The sequence below is a fragment of the Streptomyces sp. GL_148 genome (assembly GCF_057834205.1).
The window spans coordinates 3,357,610-3,383,196 of record NZ_CM174396.1; the positions used below are offsets into that span (position 1 = coordinate 3,357,610).

At 73.5% G+C, this 25,587-nt stretch carries 14 protein-coding genes; 8 read left to right on the plus strand and 6 right to left on the minus strand.

Annotation, left to right across the window (positions count from 1 at the left end):
* Positions 1–242: 242 nt before the first annotated feature.
* Positions 243–1,301, plus strand: a complete 1,059-nt coding sequence (locus tag AC3IYI_RS15325) for an isopenicillin N synthase family dioxygenase (protein ID WP_489410702.1) — start codon at positions 243–245, stop codon at positions 1,299–1,301.
* Between the two features lie 313 nt (positions 1,302–1,614).
* Here the strand turns inward: AC3IYI_RS15325 and AC3IYI_RS15330 are convergent, their stop codons facing one another.
* Both AC3IYI_RS15330 and AC3IYI_RS15335 read right to left on the minus strand, forming a co-directional pair.
* Positions 1,615–2,862 carry a serine/threonine-protein kinase gene (locus AC3IYI_RS15330; protein WP_489410703.1) on the minus strand — a complete coding sequence of 416 codons (1,248 nt, stop codon included), beginning with the start codon at positions 2,860–2,862 and terminating at the stop codon, positions 1,615–1,617.
* A 196-nt stretch (positions 2,863–3,058) separates the two neighbouring features.
* A complete protein-coding gene (locus tag AC3IYI_RS15335; protein WP_489410704.1) occupies positions 3,059–4,846 on the minus strand; it encodes a serine/threonine-protein kinase in 1,788 nt (595 codons plus the stop codon).
* Between the two features lie 507 nt (positions 4,847–5,353).
* Here AC3IYI_RS15335 and AC3IYI_RS15340 point away from each other — a divergent pair.
* The 5 genes from AC3IYI_RS15340 (at position 5,354) to AC3IYI_RS15360 (ending at position 15,767) form a co-directional block, all read left to right on the plus strand.
* Positions 5,354–9,430: an FHA domain-containing protein gene (locus AC3IYI_RS15340; protein WP_489410705.1), complete on the plus strand. Its 4,077-nt coding sequence runs from the start codon at positions 5,354–5,356 to the stop codon at positions 9,428–9,430.
* A gap of 162 nt (positions 9,431–9,592) precedes the next feature.
* The gene (locus AC3IYI_RS15345; RefSeq protein ID WP_489410706.1) at positions 9,593–10,972 is read left to right on the plus strand and encodes an ABC transporter substrate-binding protein; all 1,380 of its coding nucleotides are present in this window, start codon (positions 9,593–9,595) and stop codon (positions 10,970–10,972) included.
* 209 nt (positions 10,973–11,181) lie between these two features.
* Positions 11,182–12,447: a carbohydrate ABC transporter permease gene (locus tag AC3IYI_RS15350; protein WP_489411540.1), complete on the plus strand. Its 1,266-nt coding sequence runs from the start codon at positions 11,182–11,184 to the stop codon at positions 12,445–12,447.
* Complete coding sequence (locus tag AC3IYI_RS15355) at positions 12,444–13,373, plus strand: carbohydrate ABC transporter permease (RefSeq protein WP_489410707.1); 930 nt, start codon at positions 12,444–12,446, stop codon at positions 13,371–13,373. The genes AC3IYI_RS15350 and AC3IYI_RS15355 overlap by 4 nt, the downstream gene beginning before the upstream one ends.
* A 144-nt stretch (positions 13,374–13,517) precedes the next feature.
* Positions 13,518–15,767 carry a bifunctional glycosyltransferase/CDP-glycerol:glycerophosphate glycerophosphotransferase gene (locus tag AC3IYI_RS15360; protein ID WP_489410708.1) on the plus strand — a complete coding sequence of 750 codons (2,250 nt, stop codon included), beginning with the start codon at positions 13,518–13,520 and terminating at the stop codon, positions 15,765–15,767.
* Positions 15,768–15,977: 210 nt separating this feature from the next.
* Here AC3IYI_RS15360 and AC3IYI_RS15365 read toward each other — a convergent pair whose 3' ends face one another.
* A complete protein-coding gene (locus tag AC3IYI_RS15365; RefSeq protein ID WP_489410709.1) occupies positions 15,978–16,616 on the minus strand; it encodes a TetR/AcrR family transcriptional regulator in 639 nt (212 codons plus the stop codon).
* Positions 16,617–16,744: 128 nt separating this feature from the next.
* On the opposite strand from AC3IYI_RS15365, the gene AC3IYI_RS15370 reads away from it, so the two are divergent.
* Positions 16,745–17,686, plus strand: coding sequence for an ABC transporter permease (locus tag AC3IYI_RS15370; protein ID WP_489410710.1), 942 nt, complete (start codon positions 16,745–16,747; stop codon positions 17,684–17,686).
* Positions 17,679–18,461 carry an ABC transporter ATP-binding protein gene (locus AC3IYI_RS15375; protein WP_489410711.1) on the plus strand — a complete coding sequence of 261 codons (783 nt, stop codon included), beginning with the start codon at positions 17,679–17,681 and terminating at the stop codon, positions 18,459–18,461. Before AC3IYI_RS15370 ends, AC3IYI_RS15375 begins: the two co-directional genes overlap by 8 nt.
* A 245-nt stretch (positions 18,462–18,706) precedes the next feature.
* Here AC3IYI_RS15375 and AC3IYI_RS15380 read toward each other — a convergent pair whose 3' ends face one another.
* From AC3IYI_RS15380 to AC3IYI_RS15390, 3 genes are all read right to left on the minus strand, one after another.
* The gene (locus AC3IYI_RS15380; protein WP_489410712.1) at positions 18,707–23,689 is read right to left on the minus strand and encodes an NAD-glutamate dehydrogenase; all 4,983 of its coding nucleotides are present in this window, start codon (positions 23,687–23,689) and stop codon (positions 18,707–18,709) included.
* Positions 23,690–24,086: 397 nt separating this feature from the next.
* Positions 24,087–24,764: an HAD family hydrolase gene (locus AC3IYI_RS15385; protein WP_489411541.1), complete on the minus strand. Its 678-nt coding sequence runs from the start codon at positions 24,762–24,764 to the stop codon at positions 24,087–24,089.
* Between the two features lie 104 nt (positions 24,765–24,868).
* Positions 24,869–25,369 carry a DUF6912 family protein gene (locus tag AC3IYI_RS15390; RefSeq protein WP_489410713.1) on the minus strand — a complete coding sequence of 167 codons (501 nt, stop codon included), beginning with the start codon at positions 25,367–25,369 and terminating at the stop codon, positions 24,869–24,871.
* Between the last annotated feature and the right edge of the window lie 218 nt (positions 25,370–25,587).

The window sequence follows — 25,587 nt, forward strand, 5'->3', positions numbered from 1 at the left end:
TACGGGCGTACGCTCACGCTATGACCGTCTTCCTCGTCAAGCGCCGCCATGTGGACCACATGCGTGTCACGACAACGAGCTGTTTGCCGCCGGACCATCTCCAAGCCTGATCCACCCCGATCCGACTTGGTCCTGTACGCGGTCTCGCGGTCCCGGCGCCAACCCTGCCGGCGGCCCTCCCCAGCCGCGGCCCCCGCCACCCTTGGGGACAGGACCCCGTGACATCCCGAAACGGAGCCGTCATGCCGTCCGCGCACCTTTCTTCTTCTGCTGCTTCTTCTTCTCCTTTCTCCTCAGCTGCGCCCGAGGCGCCCTCGCTCCCGGTCCTGGACCTCTCCCAGGCCGACGATCCGGCGCTGCGCGATTCCTTCCGCAAGGAGCTGCACGCGGCCGCCCGGGACAGCGGCTTCCTGCACCTCACCGGGCACGGGGTGACCGGCGCCGAGACCGCCCGCATGCTGGAGCTGACCAGGGAGTTCTTCGCCCTCCCGGAGGCGGACCGGCTGGCCGTGAGCAATCTCAACTCCCCGCACTTCCGGGGCTACACCCGCATCGGGCACGAGCTGACCGGCGGCGCCTCCGACTGGCGCGACCAGCTCGACGTGGGTGCGGAGCGGGCTGCGCCGCAGGTCGGACCGGACGACCCGGCGTACCTGTGGCTGGAAGGCCCGAACCAGTGGCCCGCGGCGCTGCCGGAACTGCGGAACGTGGTGCTGGAGTGGCAGTCCCGGCTGGCGGCGGTGGCCCACCGCCTGCTCCAGGAGCTGCTCGCCTCGATCGGCGCCCCGCCGGACTTCTTCGACGCGGCCTTCGCGGACCGGCCCCACCTGCACACGAAGCTGATCCGCTACCCGGGATCCGCCCCGACGGGCACCGACCAGGGGGTCGGTGCGCACAAGGACTACGGCTTCCTCACCCTCCTCCTCCAGGACTCGGTGGGCGGGCTCCAGGTGGTCCGGGACGGGGCCTTCCTGGACGTCCCTCCGATGCCGGGGGCCTTCGTGGTCAACCTGGGCGAGCTGCTGGAGATCGCTACGGAGGGGTACCTGACGGCGACGGACCACCGCGTGGTGAGCCCGGCGGGGGCCGTGGAGCGGTTCTCGGTGCCGTTCTTCTACAACCCGCGCCTGGACGCCGTCATCGAGACGGTCCCGGGCGACTACCTGGACGCGGCGCCGGGGATAGCGCACGACGCGTCGAACCCGCTGCACGCGGAGTACGGGCGCAACGAACTGAAGGGCTGGGTCCGCGCCCACCCGGCGGTGGCGCGGCGCTGGCACCCCGAGCTGGCTGGGGCGTAGGCGCGCAGCCCTGCGGGTCGACCCCGGGCCGCTGCGCGGCGCCTGTCCCCTACCCGCCCTTCCACCGTTCCCCGGAGCTCCGCCCCGGACCCGTTGCCGCGTGCGGCGCCGTTCCGGGGGCCAGCCCCCGCGCCCCCGCGCCTCAAACGCCGGCGGGGCTGGATATGGCTGACGCCGGCGAAAATCCAGCCCCGCCGGCGTTTGAGGCGCGGGGTCTGGGGCGGAGCCCCAGGGGGTCCGGGCGCAGCCCGGGGAACGGGGGAAGGGCGGGTCGGGGACTTCGCCCCGCAGGGCAACCCACCCGCGCCCCCGGCTACGGGGCCGTGGAGCCCGACTGCTTGCTGTCCTGGGGCGGCGCCGAGTCGGAGGAGACGGCCAGCCAGCCGCCGACACCGACGGCCGCGACCAGGGCGACCGCGGCCGCGGACAGCGCGAGCCGCCGCTTGCGGACGGTCTCCGCCCGGTGCCGCGCCGAGCCCGGCCGGTGCCCGCCGGCGGGCCGCGGCACACGGGCGGTACCCAGTGCCCCGCCCGCGAGCTCGTCCGGCCCCGGCACCCGCATCGAGGTGTGGGTGTCCCGGTTGGAGTCGGTGGAGGAGCCGGGGACCAGCGGAACCACGCCCCGCCGCCGCACCGGATCGGCGGCGACCGCCTCCGGTTCCGGGAACTCCGCCTGCTCCGGCTCGTCCGGTTCGTCCACGTCCAGCGGCGGCATCCCCGCCAGCAGCGGCAGCAGGTCCCGCAGCCGCAGGGAGAGCTCCGAGGCCCGCAGCCGCGAGGCGGGGGCCTTCGCCAGGCACTGGACCATCAGCTGCCACAGCTCGTCGGGGATGCCGGGCAGCGGGACGACGGTTTCCGTCACGTGGCGCCGCAGCACCGCCCCGGGATGCCCGCCGCCGAACGGCGTGAAACCGGCGAGGAGTTCGTACAGCACGGTCGCCAGGGCGTAGATGTCCACCGCCGCGCGCGGCGGCAGCCCCTCCACGATCTCCGGCGCCAGGTAGTCGGGCGTGCCGATGATCCGGGTGGTGGGGGCCGAGGCCCGGCCGCCGGTGGCCCGCCGCGGCGAGTCGATGAGCTTGGCCACGCCGAAGTCGGTGAGCAGCGCCGGATGCGCGCCGCCCGGCCCGAGCGGGCCCTGCATGTCGAGCAGGACGTTCTCCGGCTTCACGTCCCGGTGGACGACCCCGGCCGCGTGCGCGGCGGCCAGCGCGTCGGCGACGTCCGCGACGATGGCGACGGCCGCCTCGGGGGCGAGCCGCCGCTCGCGGTCGAGCCGCGTGCGCAGGTCCGTACCGCGGACGAGGTCCATGACGAGGGCGAGGTCGTTGCCGTCCACGACGAGGTCGCGGACGCAGACGACGTGCGGGTGTTCCAGGCCCAGGAGCGCGCTGCGCTCCTGGACGAACCGTCCGACGAGTTCCTGGTCGGACGCGAGGTCCTCGCGCAGCAGTTTGACGGCGACGGGGCCGTCAGGCCCCTCGCCCAGCCACACCGTGCCCGCGCTGCCGCGTCCCAGGATCTGGTGCGCGGTGTACCGGCTGCCGATCTTCCGTGCCACAACTGCTCCCTCAGCGGCTGGCGTACGCACCAAAGCTACGCGGCCAGGTGGGTGTTGGAGTCCACGGATCGCGGCGACCTTCACTTCTGCGGGCGAAATCACGTCCTGGAAGTCGACAAATCCACGAAGTCACCGGTACAAGGCCCGGTTCGGGCGGATTGCGCCGGTGCAGCGCGCCTGGTTGGGGCGGAAAGGCTCAGGAGCCCGTACCGCCCGCGGCGTCGCCGATCGTGGTGACCCAGTCCACGACGTCCGAGCCCCAGGTCCACACCTGGTCCCACCAGCCCCGGCCGGTGCCGACCCACTCCTGGAGTCCGGTGAACTCCCAGATCAGCCAGCCCGCGACGAAGAACAGCAGGATCATGACCAGGCAGCCCTTGAGGCAGCCCAGCCCCGGGATCCTCACCGGGTTCGCGCTGCGGCGACGCGGCTCACGGGGCTCCCGCTGCGGCGGCTGCTGACGCGGCGGCGGACCCTGAGGGGGCTGCTGCTGGGGCTGCTGCTGGGGCTGGCGGTACTGGGGCTGCCCCTGCGGCTGCTGGTACTGCTGGGGCTGCTGCTGCGGCTGGTAGTGCTGCGGAGGGGGCTGCGGCGCGTACTGCTGCTGCGGGTACTGCTGGGGCTGCTGGTACTGCTGCGGCGGCGGAGCCTGACGGTACGGCTGCGGCTGCTGCGGTCGCTGCGGCTGCTGCTGGGGCCGTTGCGACTGCTGCGGCTGCTGGTACTGCTGCTGCTGCGGCGGGCCCTGGCGCTGCGGCCGGCGGCGCAGGGGGTCCTCGCTCGGGTCCAGGTAGTGCACCTGCGTCTGCTCGTTGCGGTCGCGGGCGGCCTGCATCTGCGACTGCCACGGGTGAGGCTGGTCCGGCCGCTGCACGGGCGGCATCACGGAGGTCGGGTCGGCCCCGGCCGCCCCCGTACTCGGGAGCACGGACGTGGCGTCGGCCGCGCCGACCGGCGGCATCACGCTGGTCATGGCGTTGGGGTCGTAGGCCCCCATCGGGGAGGCCCCGGCCGTGCCGGGCAGCATCTGCGTGGCGTCCGCGGCGCCCGGGGTCTCGGGCACCGGCGCGGGCGAGGGGTCGGGGGCGAGGAGCGCGCCGACGCCGAGGGCGGCCTCGACCTCGGCGGCCGTGGAGTGCACGCCGATGCCGGAGGCGACGACGCGCAGGCCGCGCGCCAGGGTCTCCGCGCTCGGGCGCTCGCCCGGTTCCTTGCGCATGCAGCGCTCGATGACCGTCCACAGCGGCTCGGGCACGTTCGGCGGGCGCTGCGGCTCCTCGCTGAGGTGGCGGTGCAGGACCTCCAGCGCGGTGCCGCCGGCGAAGGGCGGCCGGCCGGTGAGGAGCTCGTAGAGCAGGATGCCGGCGCCGTAGATGTCGACGGCGGAGGTCTGCGGGCGGCCCTCGGCGGACTCGGGGGCGACGTAGGCCGGGGTGCCGACGAACTCGTGCGTGCGCGTCAGGCCCGGGGAGTCGGCCAGGCGCGCGATGCCGAAGTCGGTGAGCATCGGCTTCATCTGGCCGTCGCGCTCGTCGACCAGGACGTTGGCGGGCTTCAGGTCGCGGTGGACCACGCCGTCGGCGTGGCTGGCGGCGAGCGCGTCCGCGATCTGGGCGGTGAGCAGGCTCGCGGCGACCGGGGTGAAGGGGCCGTTCTCGCGCAGGTAGCGGTGCAGGTCCGGGCCGTCGATGAGGTCCATGACGAGGGCGAGGAGATCGCCCTCGACGACGAGGTCGCGGGTGCGGACGATGTTGGGGTGGGTCAGGCGCAGCAGGACGGAGCGCTCGCGCAGGAAGCGCATGACGATGTCCGGGTCCTGGGCCAGCTCCTCCTTGAGGACCTTGATGGCCACGGTCTCGCCGGGGTGGCCGGCCACCGCCGCCTCCGCACCGGCCGCCTCACGCTGGCGGGCGCGCCAGACGGTGCCCGTGGCGCCGCGCCCGAGCGGCTCCTCGAGCAGGTACTTGCTGCCGACTGGCCGCACGTCTCGCGCTCCCTGCTGTCGTCGATTCCGGCGTGTGGTCCGCGCGTGATCCACGCCTGGTCCACGTTTGTTTCACGCCTGATCTGCGAAATGGTTTTCCGGCCCACTCTAGGGCTTGTCCCGAGGGAAGACGCGGGGTGAGGGAGGTTGGTTGCCGCACATATGCGCGAAGGGTGATGTTTGCGGCGTATGCCGGGGGCGATTTTCCCGGCCATCATGTCGATATCCGATCGGCGCGCTTGCAGGTCCGGTGCCGGTCCGCGACCGATCAAGATCACTTGCCGGTGGGTGGCGGGCGTGTTGAGGACGACAGGTGCGAGGATGCACCCGTACGGAACGGCCGGGACGGGAGCCCCGCCTTCCGGGCAGACCTGACCGGACGACGCGTCCGTGCCGGGTGGGGGCGGGCGGACGGGCACGGCATGCGAACGGCATGTGGGTGAGCGTCCCGCGGGTCCCTGCCGGGCGCACTCACCGCGCACCGCGCAGAAGGGACCGCTGACGGCGATGCAGATCCGGCTGACCGTCCTTGGGTCGGGGTCGCGCAGCGGCCACCAGACCGCCACCGCGACCGCCTCCGGCGGGGGTACCGGCGGAGGAGGCGCGCCGGCGAGCTGTGACGTACTCGTCACCGCGCCCGCCGGTACCGCGCTGTCCGCGGTGGCCTCCGGGCTCGCGGCGACCGTCGGCGGACCCGACACCGGGGGCACGGTCGTGCTGTACGCCGGTACGGAGCGCCTGGACCCCGCGCGGTGCGCGCTCGGCGAGCCGCCGCTCGTGGACGGGGCGGTGCTGTCGCTGAACGTGCCCGGCCCCGACGTCCGGACGGACGGGACCGGCACCGGGATCGGGGACGGCCCCCAACTGCACGTCGTGGCCGGGCCGGACGCCGGCGGGGTGCACCTGCTGCACCCGGGGGCGATCCGGATCGGGCGCTCGGCCGACGCGGACGTCCCGCTGGACGATCCTGACGTGTCGCGCCTGCACTGCACCGTGACGGTGCTGCCCGACGGGCGGGTGGCGGTGGCCGACCTCGGGTCGACGAACGGTACGACGCTCGACGGCGCGGTGGTCGGCGCGGAGCGGGTGGCGCTCGCGCCGGGGGCGCTGCTGCGGGTCGGCGAATCCACGCTCCGCCTGGCCGTGGGCCCGGCCCCCGCCCCCCTCCCCCTCACCCCTGACCTGGAGGGCCACCTCTCGGTCCCCCTCCCGGGACCCCACCCCGACGCGGCCCCCGGCCACCCCGACCCCGTCCGCGCCGGCGCTACGCCGGGTGCCCCGGCGGGGTCGCATCCCGAGGGCGGCACCTCCGGCGGAGCCTGGACCGGCGCCACGCCCGGCACCCCGACGGGGTCACACCCCGGCGGCGGCGCCTCCGGCGGAGCCTGGAGCGGCGCCACGCCTGGCACCCCGACGGGGTCACACCCCAGCGGCGGAGCCTCCGACCAGGCCTGGACCGGCGCTACGCCCGGCACTCCGACGGGGTCACACCCCAGCGGCGGCGCCTCCGGCGGAGCCTGGAGCGGCGCCACGCCCGGCACCCCGGCCGGATCACACCCCGGCGGCGGCGCCTCCGGCCAGGCCTGGAGCGGCGCTACGCCCGGCAGTGCGGCCGGGTCGTACCCCGAGGGCGGTAGCTCCGGCGGAGCCCGGGCCGGTGGGGCGTACCCCGACGCGGGGGACCGGGGAGCGCAGGGACAGATCCCCCACCCCGCCCCTTCCCGAAACGGGGGCTCCGCCCTCGACCCCGTCCGCCCCGGCTACGGAACCCCGGGCGCGCCCGCGGGGCACTGGGAGGGCAGCGCCGGAGCGGCCCCCGCCGCCCGGGGCACCGAGCATCACACCGGAGGCGGCCGGGCCGCCTCAGCTTCCCCGGACCCCTGGCCGTACGGCGAGGCCGGCCAGAACGGCGACGCCGACCCGCGCCGCACCGGCCGGATCGCCAGGCCCGGGCCCGGGTCAGGACCCGGCGCCCCGGGTGCCGGACACCACTCGCTCCCCGACCGGCCCGGCGCAGGGCAGTACGGCGGAGCGGCACACGGAGGCGGGGCCTCAGACCCGTACCCCGGAGCGGCACACGGGGGCGGCGCCCCCGGGCAGCCCGCCGGAGCGGCACGCCCGGCCGCAGCCCCGCGCCCGTACGACGGAACAGCGCACCCCGGCGGCACGCCCGCCCAGTACGGGGAACCGGCACACCCCGGCTCGGCCCCCGGCCGGCACTCCGGACCGCCGCACCAGGCCGGATCCTCAGACCCCTACGCCGGAGCCGGAGCCGGAGCCGCCGGGCCGTACGCCGGAGGCGGAGCCTCAAGCCCCCACGCCGGAGCAGAGCACGGAGCCGGCGGCGGAGCCGCCGGGCCGTACGGGCACGCCGGGTCGGGATCGTCGCCGCGGACCGGGGTCGAGCACCACGGCGCGGCCGGTTGGGAGGAGCCCGAGCCGGCCCGTTCGGCCGGGACCGGGGGCGAACCCCGCCGCGGAGCGCGTCGCGGGATCGGGGCCTGGGCGCGGAAGTGGGTGCGCGGGGCGGAGGCCGCCGAGGTGGAGGTCGTCGCCGAGACCGCGGCCGCCGTCGCCGTGCGGCCCGGCTCCGACGATCCCGCGACCCTGCTGCTCACCGCCCTCGGGCCGGCCCCGCGGCTGTGGGCCGGGCCCGCAGGGCTCGACGTCACGCTCGGCGCGGGCAGCGAGGTCGCGCTCCGCGAGACCGGCGCGCTCGGCATCGCCGGCCCCCGGGCCCGGCTGACCGGTGTGGCCCGCTCCGTCATCGCGCGGCTCGCGGCCCTGCACGCCCCCGGCCAGCGCCTGGAGATCGTGCTGATCTCCACCGACCGGGCCCGCCCGCTCGCCGAACGCCGCCGCGACTGGGGCTGGCTCGGCTGGCTGCCCCACGTACGCCCCGCGCATGGTCAGGACTGTCGGCTGCTGCTCGCGTACGACCGCGATCAGGCGGCCGCCCGCGCCGGGGAGCTGACCCGGCGGCTCGACGACGGCCCCCTCGGCACGCACTGGGCCGCCGCCGGCCCGGACGCGGTCCGCGAGGCCTCGTACGGCTACCGGGGCCCGTTCACCCTCCTGGTGCTCGACGGGGACCCCGGTCCCGGGCCGCTCCGGGACGTCACCAGCCGGCTGGCCTCGCACGGGCCGGCCGCCGGGATCCACGTGCTGGCCCTGGCCGAGGCGCCCGCCGCGACGCCCGCCTCGCCCGTCACCGAGACCTACGAGGCGGCCTGCGCGGCCGCCCCCGCCTTCCGGGACTGCGGGGCCGTCGCCCTGCTCAGCGGTGATGTGGCCACGGCCGTACGGACCTTCGCGGTCTCGGGCGGCAAACCGGCCGCCTCCGGCGGTACGGCCACGGCGGACGCCGTGTCGGCGGCCTGGGCGGAGCGGTTCGCCCGCGCCCTGGCCCCCCTCAAGGCCGACTCCCCCGCCGTGGAGGGCGGTTACCGGCCGGCCGCCGCCAACCTGCCCCAGACCTCCCGGCTGCTGGACGAGTTGGGGCTGGCCCGGGCCACCCCGGCGTCCCTGATGGCCCGTTGGGCCGCCGCCACCGACCAGGGGCAGCGCGTCGGCGGGCTCGCGGAGATAGTCCTCGGCACCGGCCGGCGCGGGCCGGTGGGCGCCGAACTGGTCACCGACGGGCCGCACGTGCTGATCGAGGGGCCCGCCGGCAGCGGCCGTACGGAGCTGCTGCGTTCCGTGGCGGCCTCCCTGTCGGCCGCCGCCCGGCCCGACCGGCTCGGCCTGGTCCTGCTCGACGGGGCCGGCGGCGAGCGCGGCGACGGCCTGCTGCCCTGCACGGAGCTGCCGCACGTCTCGGCGCACCTGGTCGCCTCGGACCCGCTGCGGATGCGGGAGTTCGCGCAGGCGCTGGGCGCGGAGCTGAAGCGGCGGGCCGAGCTCCTGGACGGGGTGCCGTTCTCCGAGTGGCACGCCGTGCGCGAGGTCTCCGACCGGATGGTCTCGCCCCGCCAGCCCACCCCCGGCGAGCTGCGCGGCGATCTCGAACCCCAGCGCTCCGGCACCCTGCGGCTGCGCTCCTCGGCCACCCGCACCGATCCGGCGGCCGGGCCCAGCCCGCTGCCCCGCCTCGTCGTGCTCGTGGACGACTTCGACGCGCTGGTCGCGCCGGGCCTGGGCAGCACGGGCCGGCCCGCCGCCGGTTCGGTGGTCCGCGCGCTGGAGGCGGTGGCCCGCGAGGGAGCCCGCCTCGGGGTGCACCTGGTGGCCACCAGCGCCCGCCCTGACCGGACGGCCGACACCGAGCTGGCCCGGCTCACGACCCTGCGCGTGGAGCTCGACGCCCCCGACCAGCCGGGCCCCGGCCGGGGCGTGCTCCGGTACGCCGACGGGCGCACGGTCCCCTTCCAGGGCGGCCGGGTCACCGGCCGGATCCCCCGGACGGCGACGCTGCGGCCGACGGTGGTGCCGGTGGAGTGGGAGCGGATGGGCGATCCGCCGGCCCGTCGCCCGGTCCGCGAGCTGGGCAACGGCCCGACCGACCTGGCGCTGCTGGCCAGCGCCCTGGACCGGGCCTCGCACCTGGTGTCGGCGGTCCCGGTGCTCTTCCCGCCGGCCCCCTGAACCGACCACTGAACCGACCCCTGACCGACCCTCGGGCAGACCCCCGAGCGGCCCAGCGCACACCCCCGTACCCCGCGAGGCGGTATTGCGGGGGTGCGCGGGTCGGCGTAGACCTTGTGGCACGGGACACACCATCGCCAGCGAGGCATCGGGGGCACCGCCATGCGCAAGCACGGAACGAGCCGCACGACATCCCTTCGTACGCACCACACGTGGGCCGCTCTGGCCGTGGCCGGCGCGCTCGCGCTGAGCGCCTGCGGCAGCGACGGCAAGGAGCCCGCGAAGGGCACGGACGGCCCCACCACCTCGGGCGGGCCGGTCGTCGCGTTACCCCGTCTCGACGGGGAGAAGCTGGAGGTCGCGGCCGTCTGGACGGGCGCGGAGCAGGCGAACTTCCTCAAGGTCCTGAAGGAGTTCGAGCGGCGCACGGGCGCCACGGTCACCTTCGTCCCGGCGCAGGACCCGATCGTCACCTTCCTCGGCTCGAAGATCGCGGGCGGCGCCCCGCCGGACGTGGCGCTGCTCCCGCAGGTCGGGGCGCTGGTCTCGGCGGTCAAGAACAAGTGGGCGAAGCCGGTGGGCGCCGAGGCGCAGGCCCAGCTCGACCAGAACTTCTCGCCCGGCTGGAAGACGCTGGGCGCGGTCGACGGCACCCAGTACGGCGTGTACTACAAGGCCGCCAACAAGTCGCTGATCTGGTACAACGCGAAGGCCTTCGAGGCGGCGGGCGTACGGCCCCCGGCGACCTGGAAGGAACTCCTCACGGCCGCCGACACCCTGTCCGCGTCCGGCACCCCGGCGGTTTCGGTGGCCGGGGCCGACGGCTGGACCCTGACCGACTGGTTCGAGAACGTCTACCTCTCGCAGGCGGGCCCGGAGAAGTACGACAAGCTGGCGAAGCACGAGATCAAGTGGACGGACGACAGCGTCAAGCAGGCGCTGACCACGCTGGCCGAGCTGTTCGGCCGCAAGGACTTCCTGGCGGGCGGCCAGAGCGGGGCGCTGGCGACCGAGTTCCCGAAGTCGGTGACGCAGACCTTCACCGGCGGCGACCGGCCGGCGGCCGCGATGGTCTTCGAGGGCGACTTCGTGGCGGTGAACATCGCGCAGACGCAGGCCAAGGTGGGCACGGACGCGCTGGTCTTCCCCTTCCCGGCGGTCGGCTCCACGGCCCCGGTGGTCTCGGGCGGTGACGTGGCGGTCGCACTGAAGGACTCGAAGGGCGCGCAGGCGCTGCTGACGTTCCTGGCCTCGGTGGACTCGGCGCGGATCCACGCCCGTGAGGGCGGCTTCCTCTCCCCGAACAAGGCACTCGAACCGGCCGCGTACCCGAACGACATCCAGCGCGGCATCGCCGAGGCCCTGATCGCGGCGGGCGACAACTTCCGCTTCGACATGTCGGACCAGGCCCCGGCGGCCTTCGGCGGCACCCCGGGCGCGGGCGAGTGGAAGGCGCTCCAGGACTTCCTGGCGAACCCGGCCGACGTGGCGGGGACACAGGCGAGGCTGGAGGCGGACGCGGCCAAGGCCTACGGGAACTGATCCCGGTGGCGTCCCCCACCGGATCCCCCGCGGGTTCTCCTACGGGACCCCCTACGGGATCCCCCGCGACCTCCCCCGCGACCTCCCCCACGACCGGCCCCACGACCGGCCCGTCGGCCTCCCCGGCGACGGGGCCGGCCGCGGGCCTCGCCACGGGCCCGGCCACGGGCCCCGGCTCCCCGAGGAGCAAGGAGACCCGGCGCCGCCGCCTGACCGCCGCGGCGTTCCTGCTCCCCGCCCTCGTCCTGCTCGGCGCGCTCGTCGTGCACCCCATCGGCTACTCGCTCTACCGCAGCTTCTTCGACCGCTCCGGCGAGGAGTTCGTGGGCGCCGGGAACTACGGGGAGATCCTGCGCGACGACACGATCCGCACCGCGCTGGGAAACACGGCGATCTGGGTGGTGCTGGCCCCGGTCACAGCCACCGCGCTCGGCCTGCTCTTCGCCGTGCTGACCGAACGGGTGCGCTGGGGAACGGCCTTCAAGCTGATCGTCTTCATGCCGATGGCCATTTCGATGCTCGCCGCGGGCATCATCTTCCGGCTCGTCTACGACGCCGACCCCGACCGGGGCGTGGCCAACGCCGTCTGGGTCGGCGTCCACGACACCTTCGCCGAGTCCTCCGCCTTCCCCAAGGCCCGCCCCGGCCGGGACTCACCGCTGGTCCCGGCGGACGGGGGCGCGTACGTGACCCGCGATCCGGTACGGGCGGGCGTGCCCGCGCCGCTCCCGCTGGTCGGCATCGCCCCCGAGGCCCTCCCCCCGGGAACGCGCACGGCGCGGCCGGCCGCCACCGAGCCCGGGAAGGTCACCGGCACCGCCTGGCAGGACTTCACCCGGGGCGGGGGCGGCACGACGAACACGGTCGACGCCACCGAGTCCGCGCTGTCGGGGCTGCGCGTCGAGGCGGTCAAGGACGGCCGGGTGGTCGACTCGGCGAGGACGCGGGCCGACGGCACCTTCACCCTGTCCGCCGCGGCCGACGGCGCGACTCTGCGGCTGCCCGCCTCGAACTTCCGGGAGGCGTACGGGGGCGTCGAGTGGCTCGGCCCGACCCTGGTGACCCCGGCGGTGATCGGGGCCTACGTATGGATGTGGGCCGGGTTCGCGATGGTGCTGATCGGGGCCGGGCTGGCCGCCGTACCGCGCGAGCTGCTGGAGGCGGCGCGGGTGGACGGGGCGAGCGAGTGGCAGGTGCTGCGGCGGATCACGGTGCCGCTGCTGGCGCCCGTCCTGGCCGTCGTGCTGGTCACCCTCGTCATCAACGTCATGAAGGTCTTCGACCTGGTCTTCGTGATCGCCCCGGGCGCGGTGCAGGACGACGCCAACGTCCTGGCGCTCCAGCTGTACCGGACGTCCTTCGGCACCGACGCCGATCCGGGGCTGGGCAGCGCCATCGCGGTGCTGCTGCTGGTGCTGGTGGCTCCCGTCATGGCCTACAACATCCGCCGAATGCGCCGGGAGGCCCGCCGATGAGCACAGCGCCGCGCACCCCGTCCCGTACGCACTCCCGTACCCCGTCCCCCGCCTCGCTCCCCGCCCCTCCCCGCATCCCGCCCACCGCGCGGTCCCTCTCCGCCCGGGCGGCCGGCGGGGCGCTGCGCGTCTTCCTGGTCCTCGCGGGCCTGTTCTGGCTGCTGCCCACGCTCGGGCTGCTGATCTCCTCCTTCCTCTCCCCCACCGCGCTGAACGACCGCGGCTGGTGGCAGGTGCTGACGGCGCCCTCCCGGCTGACGGCCGACAACTACGAGCGGCTGCTGGCCAACGAGACCGTCACGGGGTCGCTGATCGACACGGCGGCCATCGCCGTGCCGGCGACCCTGCTCGTCCTGGTGCTGGGGGCGTTCGCCGGATACGCCTTCGCCTGGCTGGAGTTCCCGGGCCGCGACTGGCTGTTCCTGATCGTGGTCGCGCTGCTCGTCGTACCCGTCCAGGTGGCGCTGATCCCGGTCTCCGAACTCTTCGGCTCCATCGGCCTGTTCGAGACCACGGCGGGGGTGGTCCTCTTCCACACCGCCTTCGGGCTGCCGTTCGCCGTGTTCCTGCTGCGCAACTTCTTCGCGGAGATCCCGCGCGAGCTGCTGGAGGCGGCCCGCCTCGACGGAGCGGGCGAACTGCGGCTGTTCGCCCGGGTGGTGCTCCCGCTGGGCGGTCCGGCGATCGCCTCGCTCGGCATCTTCCAGTTCCTTTGGGTGTGGAACGACATGCTGGTCGCCCTGGTCTTCGCGGACTCGGCGCATCCGCCCGTGACGGTCGCGCTCCAGCAGCAGGTACGGCAGTTCGGGAACAACATCGACGTGCTGGCGCCCGGCGCCTTCCTGTCGATGGTGGTGCCGCTCGTCGTCTTCTTCGCCTTCCAGCGGCAGTTCGTCTCGGGGGTGATGGCGGGAGCGATCAAGTAGTCGATCGGGCAGGGCATCAGCCCCTGATCATGGTGTTGACGTGCCGGGTTGACGCTCCGTAACCCGAATGCCGCACCCTGCGTAACCCGATCACCACGCCGGGGGTTCCTGGGCCATATGCCCGCGCCGACCCCTGGATGTGCCGTGCCCCGGTTCAGCGTCATCGTGCCCGCGTACAAGGTCCAGGCGTACCTCCAGGAGAGTCTGGACTCGGTCCTGACCCAGTCGTATCCGGATCTCGAACTGATCGTGGTCGACGACGCCTCCCCGGACGCCTGCGGTCCGATCATCGACGACTGCGCAGCCCGCGACCCCCGGGTCACCGCCGTGCACCTGGCGCACAACCTCGGGCTGGGCCCGGCCCGCAACGCTGGCCTCTCCCGCGCCACCGGCGACTACGTGCTCTTCCTCGACGGCGACGACACCCTGGCCCCCGGCGCCCTGCAGGCCATCACCGACCGGCTGAAGGCCACCGGCTCCCCGGACGTCCTCGTCTACGACTACGCGCGCACCTACTGGAGCGGCGAGACGGTCCGCAACAGCCTCTCCCACCGCCTGTGCGAGGAGGGACCGGCCAGCTTCCGGCTCGCCGACCGCCCCGCCCTCCTCGGCATGCTGATGGTGGTGTGGAACAAGGCCTACCGCCGCGAGTACGTGGAGCGCGAGGGCCTCTCCTTCCCGCCCGGCTTCTACGAGGACACGCCCTGGACCTACCCGGCCCTGCTGGCGGCGGAGTCGGTCGCTGTCCTCGACCGGGTCTGCGTGCACTACCGCCAGCGCCGCACGGGCTCGATCCTGACCACGTCCACCCGCCGGCACCTGGACGTCTTCGACCAGTACGACCGCGTCTTCGGCTACCTCGCCACCCGCCCCGAGCTGGAGCGCTGGCGGCCCGCCGTGCACCGGCGGATGGCCGAGCACTTCTGCGCCCTGTACGCGGACCCGCGCCGGCTCCCGCGCGCCGCCCGGTCCGAGTTCTTCGCCCGGGCCTCGGCCCTGCTGCGCCGCTACCGGGTGCCGGGCCCCCGGCCGCTGTCCCTGAGCCGCACGGACCGCACCCGCCACCTCCTGATGCGCCTGGGCACGAGGCGCACGTACCGCCTCCTCTCCCTCCTGCGCTCGGCCGCGCTCGCGGCGGGCCGCGCCGGGGTCGTCCTGGGGCGGGGCCTGCGCGAGACCGGCCTGCGCCTGCACTACCGCGCGCAGCGCCTGCTCCCGCTCCGCCCGGAGCTGGCGGTCTTCTCCGCGTACTGGCACGGCGGTTACGCCTGCAACCCGGCGGCGATCGAGGCCAAGCTGCGCGAACTGGCCCCGCGCATGCGGACGGCCTGGATCTGCGACCCGGCGCACGCCTCGACCCTCCCCCGCGGCACCACCCCCCTCCGCCCGGGCTCGGCGGCGTACTGGACGGCCCTGGCCCGCGCCACCTACCTCGTCACGAACGTCAACTTCGACCGTGCGCTGGTCAAGCGTCCCGGCCAGATCCTCGTGCAGACGCAGCACGGCACCCCGCTCAAGCGGGTCGGCCTCGACCTCCAGGACCGCCCTGCGGCCACCCCCACGACGGACTTCGCGGGCCTACTGCGGGGCGCGGACCAGTGGGACTACCTGCTCTCCTCGAACCGCCACTCGACCCTCGTCTGGGAAAAGGCGGTCCCCTCCTCGTACACCACCCTCGAATACGGCTACCCCCGCAACGACGTGTTCCACCGGGCCACCCAGGCGGACGTCCTGGAGCTGCGCGAACGCCTCGGCATCCCGCCGGGCTCCACGGCGATCCTGTACGCGCCGACCCACCGCGACTACCGCCGCAGCCGCCCCGCCCACCCGGACTTCGACCGGATCCTGCGCGACCTGGGCCCGCGCTACACGATCCTGACCCGCACCCACCTCACCTACGCGGGCTCGCCCTCCCCCGAGCCGCACCCGCGCCTCCTCGACGTCTCCTCCCACCCCTCCGTCGAGGAACTCTGCCTGGCCTCAGACGCGTTGGTGACGGACTACTCGTCCCTGATGTTCGACTACGCGTCCCTGGACCGTCCGATCGTCATCCACGCGGACGACTGGGAGGCGTACGAGGCCTCCCGCGGCACGTACTTCGACCTCCGGGCCTTCCCCCCGGGGGCGATCGCCCGCACCGAGGACGAGCTGGTGGACATCTTCTCCACCGGCCACTGGCAGGGCTCGCGCTCGGCGCAGCTCCGCGCGTCCTTCCGGACCCGGTTCTGCACGCACGACGACGGCCAGGCGGCGGAGCGGGTGGTTCGCCACGTCTTCCTGAGCCAGCCGACCGCCCCCATCACCCCCCTGGAAGACCGCCGCCCCACCCCCGCGGCCCCCTCCGCCACCCCGGAACCCACCCTGGCCCACCTGGCCACGTCCCGCTGGCCGTAACCCTTTTCACCCGTCGGCACATCCAGCCCGGGGCGGAGCCAAATCCAGCCTCGCCGGCGTTTGAGGCGCGGGGTCTGGGGCGGAGCCCCAGGGGGTCCGGGCGCAGCCCGGCACCCCTGGGGCCCGTCCGGCGTTTGAGGACCGGGTCAGGGCAGAGCCCTGGGAACGGAGGAAGGGCGGGTAGGGGATTCCGCCCCGCAGGGGAAGCCCCTAGGCCGGCCCGGCCGTCAACCCGGCGACGACCGACCGCGCAAGGTCGTCCAGGTAGCCCCGCGACACCGCGTCCCGCACCACCACCTGCCGCCAGTACAGCGGCCCGATCGCCAGATCGAGCGCCCTCCCCGCATCCACCCCCACGGGCAGCTCGCCGCGCGACACCGCCTCGGAGATGATCCCCTCCGCCATCCGCCGCTGCCCCTCCAGCAGAGCCCCCCGCACCGCGTCCGCGATCTCGGGATTCCGCGCCGCCTCCACCAGCAGGTCGGGGATCACCGCCGAGGCCACGGGATGCCGCAGCACGTGCGTCATCACCTCCAGCAGCGCCCGTACGTCCCCGTAGAGCGACCCCGTCGACGGCACCGGCAGGCCGTCCGTAGCGAAGGCGCCGACCAGGTCCAGCACCAGGTGCAGCTTCGACTTCCACCGGCGGTACACGGCCGTCTTCCCCACGCCGGCCCGCCGTGCGATGCCCTCGATCGACATCCGTGCGAAGCCGACGGTGGCCAGCTCCTCGACGACGGCCGCCCGGATCGCCTCGGTCACGTCCTCGCGCAGAACGGCGGCCCCGGCGGGGGCTCTTCGGGCGGCGGCGGGGGCGGGGGCGGGGGCGGCGGCAGGCTCACGAGTCATACGCAGAGCATATCCCGCGACGACGATACGGTTGCGTTCCGACGTCGAACGACCTAACCTCACCGTAGCGACGATACGGACCCGTTCCATCGCCCGCCGACGCCCCGCACCCCGTCGAAAGCGACCCAGTGACTGCGACCACCGCGCCACCCCCGGCCCCCGCCCCGACGAATCACCAGGTCAGGGCCAAGGGCAAGGCCCCGGACCCCATCGCCGACCTGGCGACGGCCCACGACCTGACCCTCAGCGGGGCCCGCCCCACCCTCCCCCGCTACATCGCGCAGCTCTGGGGCCGGCGCCACTTCGTGACCGCGTACGCCACCGCCCGCATGCACTCCCAGTACAGCCAGGCCAGCCTCGGCCAGGTCTGGCACCTGATGACCCCACTGCTCAACGCGGCCGTCTACTACTTCATCTTCGGCATCGTCATGCACGCCCAGCGCGGCGTACCGGACTACATCGTGTTCCTGATCACAGGTGTCTTTGTCTGGGACTTCATCGGAAGCTGCATCAACGCCTCCACGCGCGCCGTCCAGTCCAACCTCGGCCTGGTGCGCGCCCTGCACTTCCCCCGCGCCTCGCTGCCGCTGTCCACCGTCGTCCAGCTCTTCCAGCAGCTACTGATCACCATGGGCGCGCTGATCATCCTGCTGCTGGTCTTCGGCCAGACCCCCGCCCCGAGCTGGGTGCTCGCCCTCCCCACCCTCGCGCTCATGGCCGTCTTCTGCGCCGGCTGCGCCATGGTCATGGCGCGGGTCGGAGCGAAGAGCCCGGACATCAGCCAGCTGATGCCGTTCATCCTGCGGACCTGGATGTACGCCTCGGGCGTCATGTGGTCGATCGACCAGATGCTCAAGACGGACCACCTGCCGGGCTGGGTCTCGATGGCCCTCAAGCTCAACCCCGCCGCCGTCTACATCGACCTGATGCGCTTCGCGCTCATCGACTCGTACACGGCGCACCAGCTCCCGCCCCACGTCTGGCCGGTCGCCCTGGGCTGGGCGCTGCTCGCCGGCGTCGGCGGGTTCGTTTTCTTCTGGAAGGCAGAGGAGGAGTACGGCCGTGGCTGACACCGCAACCGAGACCCGGACCCCGACCGTCATCGCCGACGACGTCCACGTGATCTACAAGGTGCACGGCTCGGGCGGCCGCAAGGGCGGCGCGACCGCGGCCCTGAGCCGGATGTTCTCCCGCAAGCCCGCCACCGGCATCCGCGAGGTGCACGCCGTCAAGGGCGTCAGCTTCACCGCCTACAAGGGCGAGGCCATCGGCCTGATCGGCACCAACGGCTCCGGCAAGTCCACCCTGCTGTCCGCCATCGCCGGCCTCCAGCCGGTCGCGCGCGGCCGGATCTTCTCGCACGGCCAGCCGTCCCTGCTCGGCGTGAACGCCGCCCTGATGAACGACCTGACCGGCGAACGCAACGTGGTCCTCGGCGGCCTCGCCATGGGGATGTCCAAGCGGCAGATCCGCGAGCGCTACCAGGAGATCGTCGACTTCTCCGGCATCAACGAGAAGGGCGACTTCATCTCCCTGCCCATGCGCACCTACTCCTCCGGCATGGGTGCCCGGCTGCGCTTCTCCATCGCCGCCGCCAAGGACCACGACGTCCTGATGATCGACGAGGCCCTGGCCACCGGCGACGCCGCCTTCCAGCGCCGCAGCCAGGCCCGCATCGAGGAACTCCGCGAACGGGCCGGCACCGTCTTCCTCGTCAGCCACGGCATCGGCACGGTCCGCGAAACATGCGACCGCGCGATCTGGCTCGAATCAGGCGTCCTGCGCATGGACGGCCCCTCGAAAGAGGTCTGCGACGCGTACGAAGCATTCACCAACAAGCACTGAGCTCCCGGACCACCGCCGCCGGCCCAATCCGTCGCCACCGGGCCCAATCCAACGCCGCCGGGCCCAATCCAACGCAGCCGGGCCAAATCCAGCCCCTCCGGCGTTTGAGGAGCGGGGGTCCGGGGGCAGCGCCCCCGGCAACGGCGCCGCACCCGCCCACGACGGACCGCACCGAGTACGGGCCGGGCCCGGAACCCCCCAGAGGGTCCCGGGCCCGGCCCGTACTCGTACAGCCGCCCGCAGGGCTACGCGTGCGCCCTCAACAGCGAGCGCATCGTCCGCATGGCGACGGACAGGTTCGCCAGATCGAAGTCGTCCGACCCCTGGATCTCGTCCAGAGTCGTCCGCGCACGCCCGATGATCGCCGCGTTCTTCTCCTCCCACGCCTTGAAGCGCTCCTCGGGAGTCGAGGTCCCGTTCCCGACCGCCAGCACGTCCGCGGTCAGCGCCGCATGCGCCGAGAAGAGGTCCTCGCGGATGGACGCGCGGGCCATCGACTGCCAGCGGTCGGCCCGCGGCAGTTCGATGATCCGGTCCATCAGCTGGGTGATGTCGAGCCGGTCGGCGAGGTCGTAGTACACCTCGGCGACGGCCAGCGGCTCGACGTCCGTACGGTCCGAGATCGCGACGATGTCCAGCGTCGGGAAGGCGGACGAGAAGCCGGCCACCTTGGCCGCCAGCTCCTCCGGCACGCCCTCGCCGATCAGCTCCGCCATGACCGCCTCGTACCACTCCAGGTCCGCGCCGCGCACCAGCTTCGGCAGGTCCGACCAGACCTGCGTCACCCGCTCGGTGAAGAGCTCGATGGTCTCGGTGATCTCGAGCGGCTGCGGCCGGTTGTTCAGCAGCCAGCGCGTACCGCGCTCGACCAGCCGCCGCGAGTGCAGCCGGATCCGGGTCTGGACGTCGGCGGCGACCTCGTTGTCGAGGGCCTCGACCGCGTCCCACACCCCGGCCAGGCCGAAGATCTCGCGGGCCGCGAGCTGCGCCCGGATGATCTCCTCCAGGGAGGCTCCGGTCTCCTCGCGCAGGCGGTGCAGGAAGGTCGAGCCACCGCTGTTGACGGTGTCGTTGACCAGCACCGTGGTGATGATCTCGCGGCGCAGCGCGTGCCCGTCGACCTGCTCGGGGAACTTCGCGAGCAGCGCGCCCGGGAAGTAGGCGTGCAGCAGGCGGTCGAGGTACGGGTCGTCCGGCAGCCCGGTGTGGATGAGCTCCTCCGCCACCGTGATCTTGGTGTAGGCGAACAGGACGGCCAGCTCCGGCTGGGTCAGGCCCTTGCCGTTGTTCAGCAGCTCGCGCAGCTGCCGGTCGTTGGGCAGGAACTCCAGGGCGCGGTCCAGCAGGCCGTCACGGCCCAGGCGGCGCATGAAGCGCTGCTGGGCGTGGAGCAGGCTGGGCGCCTGGGCGGCGCCGTTGGCCAGTGCCACGTTCTGCGCGTAGTTGTTGCGCAGCACCAGACGGCCGACCTCGTCGGTCATCGCGGCGAGGAACTTGTTGCGCTGCTTGACGGTCAGGTCCCCGTCGGCGACCACCGAGTTCAGCAGGATCTTGATGTTCACCTCGTGGTCGGAGGTGTCCACGCCCGCGCTGTTGTCGATGGCGTCGGTGTTGACCTTGCCGCCCTCGCCGCCGGCGCCGCTGCGCGCGAACTCGATGCGGCCGAGCTGGGTCAGGCCCAGGTTGCCGCCCTCGCCGATGACCTTGGCCCACACGTCGGAGCCGTTGACGCGGATGGCGTCGTTGGCCTTGTCGCCGACGTCGGCGTGCGTCTCGGCCGTCGCCTTGACGTACGTACCGATGCCGCCGTTCCACAGCAGGTCCACGGGGGCCTTGAGGATGGCCTGCATCAGCTCGGCGGGGGTCATCTTGGAGATGCCCGCGTCGATCCCGAGGGCCGCGCGGACCTGCGCGTTGACCGGGATCGCCTTCGCGCTGCGCGGGTGGATCCCGCCGCCCTGCGAGAGCAGCGAGGTGTCGTAGTCCCCCCACGAGGAGCGCGGCAGCTCGAAGAGGCGCCGGCGCTCGGCGAAGGAGGTCGCCGCGTCCGGGTTCGGGTCGATGAAGATGTGCCGGTGGTCGAAGGCCGCCACCAGGCGGATGTGCTCGGAGAGCAGCATGCCGTTGCCGAAGACGTCGCCGGACATGTCGCCGACGCCGACGACGGTGAAGTCCTGCGTCTGGGTGTCGTGCCCGAGCTCGCGGAAGTGCCGCTTGACGGACTCCCAGGCGCCGCGGGCGGTGATGCCCATGCCCTTGTGGTCGTAGCCCGCCGAGCCGCCCGAGGCGAAGGCGTCGCCCAGCCAGAACCCGTAGGACTCGGCGACCCCGTTGGCGATGTCGGAGAAGGTCGCGGTGCCCTTGTCGGCGGCGACGACGAGGTAGGTGTCGTCCTCGTCGTGGCGGACCACGCCCTTGGGCCGCACGACCTCGCCGCCGACCATGTTGTCGGTGATGTCGAGCAGCGCCGAGATGAAGATCTTGTACGAGGCGATGCCCTCGGCGAGCCACGCGTCGCGGTCCACCGACGGGTCGGGGAGGTTCTTGGCGACGAAGCCGCCCTTGGCGCCCACGGGCACGATGACGGTGTTCTTGACCATCTGCGCCTTGACCAGGCCGAGGATCTCCGTACGGAAGTCCTCGCGGCGGTCGGACCAGCGCAGGCCGCCGCGGGCGACCTTGCCGAAGCGCAGGTGGACGCCTTCGACGCGCGGGGAGTAGACCCAGATCTCGAACGCCGGGCGCGGCGCCGGCAGGTCGGGGATGGCCTGCGGGTCGAACTTCATCGACACGTAGGAGTGCTGCTCGCCCGCCGCGTTGAGCTGGAAGAAGTTCGTGCGCAGCGTCGCCTTGATGAGGGTGAGGAAGGAACGCAGGATCCGGTCCTCGTCCAGCGAGGCGACCTGGTCCAGGGCCCCGTCCAGCTCCTCCAGCATCGCGTCGACGAGCTCGGTGCCCGCGGACTGGCGGCCCGGCGACATCCGGGCTTCGAAGAGGGAGACCAGCAGCCGGGTGGTGTGGACGTTGTTGCGGAGGGTGTCCTCCATGTAGTCCTGGCTGAAGGTGGCACCGGCCTGGCGCAGGTACTTGGCGTACGCGCGCAGGACCACGGCCTGACGCCAGGTCAGTCCGGCGCTCAGCACCAGGGTGTTGAAGTTGTCGTTCTCGGCGTCGCCCTGCCAGACCGCCGAGAAGGCGTCCTGGAACCGCTCGCGCGCGTCGTCGCCGAGGTAGCTGGCGGTTCCGGCCAAGTCGCCGTTGCCGCTCGCGAGCGGCATCCGCAGACCGAAGTCGTAGATCCACGCGTTGGTGCGGTCGGTGCAGCGCAGCTCGTACGGCCGCTCGTCGGTGACCTCGACGCCCAGGCGCTGCAGGACCGGCAGGACCGCGGAGAGCGAGACCTGCTCACCCGTGCGGTAGATCTTGAACCGGCGTTCGCCGGGGCCCGCGCCGACCGGCTCGTACAGCGACAGCGCGAACTCGCGGTCGCTGGCGGACAGCCGCTCCAGGTGGACCAGGTCCGCCACGGCGGAGCGCGGCGAGTGGTCGGCCTTGTAGCCCTCGGGGAAGGAGTTCGTGTACTTGCGCAGCAGCTCGGCGGCGCGCTCCTCGCCCAGCTCCGCGACGAGCGCCTCGCCGAAGCCGTCGGCCCAGGAGCGTGCGGCCTCGACCAGGCGGCCCTCGATCCGCTCGACGTCGGCGTCGGTCAGCACGGGCAGCACGGTGCCCTGCGGGACGCGGACCACGAAGTGGATGCGGGAGAGGATCGACTCGGTGTTCCAGGCGGTGAAGTCGACGCTGATGCCGTCGAGCTCCTCCTGCAGGATCGCGATCAGCCGCAGCCGCACACCGGTGGTGTAGCGGTCGCGCGGCAGGTAGACGAGCGCGGAGTAGTAGCGCCCGTACTCGTCCTGGCGCAGGTACAGCCGCAGCCGGCGGCGCTCCTGCAGGTACAGCACGGAGGTGGCGATCTCCTGGAGCTTGTCGACCGGGGTCTGGAACAGCTCGTCGCGCGGGTACGTCTCCAGGATCTGCAGCAGGTCGCGGCCGTCGTGGCTGGACGGCGCGAAGCCGGCGCCCTCGAGGACCTCGGCGACCTTGCGGCGGATGACCGGGACCCGGCGCACCGACTCGGTGTACGCCGCGGAGGAGAACAGGCCGAGAAAGCGGCGCTCGCCGACGACGTTGCCCTCGGCGTCGAACTTCTTCACGCCGACGTAGTCGAGGTACGAGGGGCGGTGCACGGTGGAGCGGCTGTTGGCCTTGGTCAGCACCAGCAGGCGGTGCTCGCGGGCCTTGGCGCGGGCGTCGGCCGGCAGCCGGTTGAAGGACGGCGAGACGGGGTGCGCCTCGCCGTCGCCGTGGTGCAGCGGGTCGGAGCGCAGGATGCCGAGGCCGGTGCCGGGCACGGCGGCCAGGGAGTCGCCGTCGACGAGGTTGTACTCGCGGTAGCCGAGGAAGGTGAAGTGGTCGTCGGCGAGCCAGCGCAGCAGCTCGCGGGCCTCTTCGAGCTCGTACTCGCGCAGGTCGGGGGCGGTCGGCTCCTCGGGCAGCTCCTGCGCGATGCGCAGCGCCGCGTCGCGCATCTTCTCCCAGTCCTCGACGGACTCGCGTACGTCGGACAGGACGCGCTGCAGATCGGCGGTGATCTGCTTGAGGTCTGCCTTGTCGGTCTCGCGGTCGATCTCGACGTGGATCCAGGACTCGACGAGGGAGTCGTGGGGGCGTGCGGTGCGGGGACCGTGCGCGTCGCAGTCGGGGCCGAGGATCTCGATCAGCTTGCCGGTGACGTCGCGGCGGACGACGACCTGCGGGTGGATCACGACGTGGATGCCGCGCCCGTGGCGGGACAGCTCGTTCGTCACGGAGTCCACGAGGAACGGCATGTCGTCGGTGACCACCTCGACGACGGAGTGGCTGGAGGTCCAGCCGTTCTCCTCCACCGTGGGCGTGTGCACCCGCACGTTCGCCGTGCCCTGCGGACGGTTCTCCGCGAGCCGGTAGTGCGAGAGCGCGCCCCCGAACACGTCGACCGGGTCCCGGTCGAGGAGGTCCTCCGGGGCGGTGTGCAGGTAGTAGCGCTGGAGGTAGGCGAGAGTCGTGTCCCGGTCGGGACGCTCCCCCTGCTCGGCCCCAGTCGGAAGTAGCCCCCCGGCCGGGCTGTTCTCAGCTACCCGTGCCGCCCGCGCGAGCAGCTCGGCCTTTGCTTCGTCCAGCTTGGTCTGCATGTCCTCTGGCTCCTGTCGCGCGCCATTGCGTGACGTAGGTGAAGGAAGGAATGGCATAGCACCGCGAGGCGGGATGTCGGTTTCCGTTCGGGATCGACGCTATGCCGTCGAGAGAGGCCACCGGGAGGAAATCGGCCATGATCGGCAGGAGGTCCCGGGGGCGGGGATCAGCGACGGCCCGGGCACGGTGGTGCGCCGGGCGCGGGGTGGAGGCTTCAGTGCCTCCGAGAACTATCGCGCTGATCACGGGTACCAGGCTATCTCGCTCCACCCCCGGCTCGTCATGAGCTGTATGTGTACAAAAGAGGGGGGGTAACTTTGACACTCTGGATAGCGACTGGCCCGGCCGTGCGTGCCGGACCGGGGTGCAGTCGCTCTCCGCTCATCCGGACGGTCGCTATCCGGCCAGCTCGCGAGCAGTGCGTACGGCCTCCGCCAGGCTGTCCACGACGGGGACACCGGCTGATTCCAGACTGCCGCGGCTGTGCGAACCGCCCGTGTAGAGGACGGCCCGCGCGCCCACGTGCGCGGCGGCCAGCGCGTCGTCCACGGCGTCTCCGATGAGGACCGTACGGCCTGCCGTCACTCCCGTCCCGTCCAGGGCCGCCAGATGACGTACGAGGTGTCCCGCCTTGGTGGTGTGGGAGGGCCCGGTACGCCCGTCGACGCGCAGGAAGTGCCCGTGGATCCCGTGCGCCTGTACGAGTGGCACGAGCTGCTCGTGGGGCGCGAGGGACAGCAGCGACTGCGTCAGCCCCTCCGCCTGCCAGCCCCGCAGGAGCTCGCGGGCCCCCTCGGCGAGCCCGGCGTCCTCGGCGGCCACCCAGTAGTGGCGGTGGAAGGCCTCGTCCATGACCAGCCACTCGGCGTCCGTGGGGAGGCGGCCCATGAGGCGCTCGTAGAACTTCGGCACCGGTACGACGTACAGCTCGCGGTACCGCTCCAGGGTGATCGGCGCGAGGCCGAGCTCCGCGAAGGAGGCGTTGGTGGCGGCTATCACGGCGTCGATGTCGTGGAGCAGCGTGCCGTTCCAGTCCCAGACGATGTGCGGGGCCGCGGGCGCGGGGACGGCCACCGGGGCTGCCGCGACCGCCGGCGCCGCCGCCGCGAGCGCGGGGCCCTCGGGTGTCGGGACCACGAGCGGGGTGCCCTGGGGCGCCGGGTTCCCGGGTGCCGCGCTCACTTCAGCAGCCCCTCAATCTCCTGGACCCCGAACCACAGCAGCTCGTGGTCCTCGGCTCCGTCGACGGTGAACCGCGCGTCCTCGTCGCCCCCGTCCGCGGCCGCGACGGCCGCCACGGCGGCGCTCACGTCCTCCAGGGCCTCTTCCGCGTCCACGTGCACCGCGGCCGCCACCGAGAGCCGTACGGCCCCGGCGAGGGCCACCTGGCCCAGCGTGGCCTCGTCGGCGCCGGGGGTGGCGGTGGCGGCGTTGTCGTCCACGTCGACGGCCACCACGACCCGCTTGCGGGGCGCGGACCCGTCCTCGGCGATCATCCGCAGCGAGGCGGCGGCGGCCCTGGTCAGGGCGGCGTACTCCAGCTCCTCGATGTCGTCCGACACGTACCACTCGCGCAGCCCGGGCGTGACGGCGTACGCCCGCAGCGGAGCCGGGCCCAGCTCACCCGCCTGGTGCGCCTCGGCGAGCCCGGGGAGGGTCAGGGGGACATACACGCGCATGGCCGCTGCTTTCGGTAGTCGGAAACGCCCCCAGGATACGACCGGGCCGCCGCCACTCCTTCGCGACGCCCCCCTCGCACGCCTCGGCCCCAGGGGCCTGCGCGGCCTTCGGCGGGCTGCACCGGACTCCGTCCGGTGACCCCCCGGGGCGCTGGGCGGATCGCCCCGGGGGACCCGCGGGTGCCCAGGGGCCGACCCGGAGCCGTGACGCGGGGTCC

Bases quoted from the DNA above. Each gene is read 5' to 3' on its own strand.
- AC3IYI_RS15390 (WP_489410713.1), bottom strand. From the start codon at position 25,369: ATGCGCGTGTATGTCCCCCTGACCCTCCCCGGGCTCGCCGAGGCGCAC.
- AC3IYI_RS15325 (WP_489410702.1), top strand. From the start codon at position 243: ATGCCGTCCGCGCACCTTTCTTCTTCTGCTGCTTCTTCTTCTCCTTTC.
- AC3IYI_RS15365 (WP_489410709.1), bottom strand. From the start codon at position 16,616: ATGACTCGTGAGCCTGCCGCCGCCCCCGCCCCCGCCCCCGCCGCCGCC.
- AC3IYI_RS15380 (WP_489410712.1), bottom strand. From the start codon at position 23,689: ATGCAGACCAAGCTGGACGAAGCAAAGGCCGAGCTGCTCGCGCGGGCG.
- AC3IYI_RS15345 (WP_489410706.1), top strand. From the start codon at position 9,593: ATGCGCAAGCACGGAACGAGCCGCACGACATCCCTTCGTACGCACCAC.
- AC3IYI_RS15355 (WP_489410707.1), top strand. From the start codon at position 12,444: ATGAGCACAGCGCCGCGCACCCCGTCCCGTACGCACTCCCGTACCCCG.
- AC3IYI_RS15340 (WP_489410705.1), top strand. From the start codon at position 5,354: ATGCAGATCCGGCTGACCGTCCTTGGGTCGGGGTCGCGCAGCGGCCAC.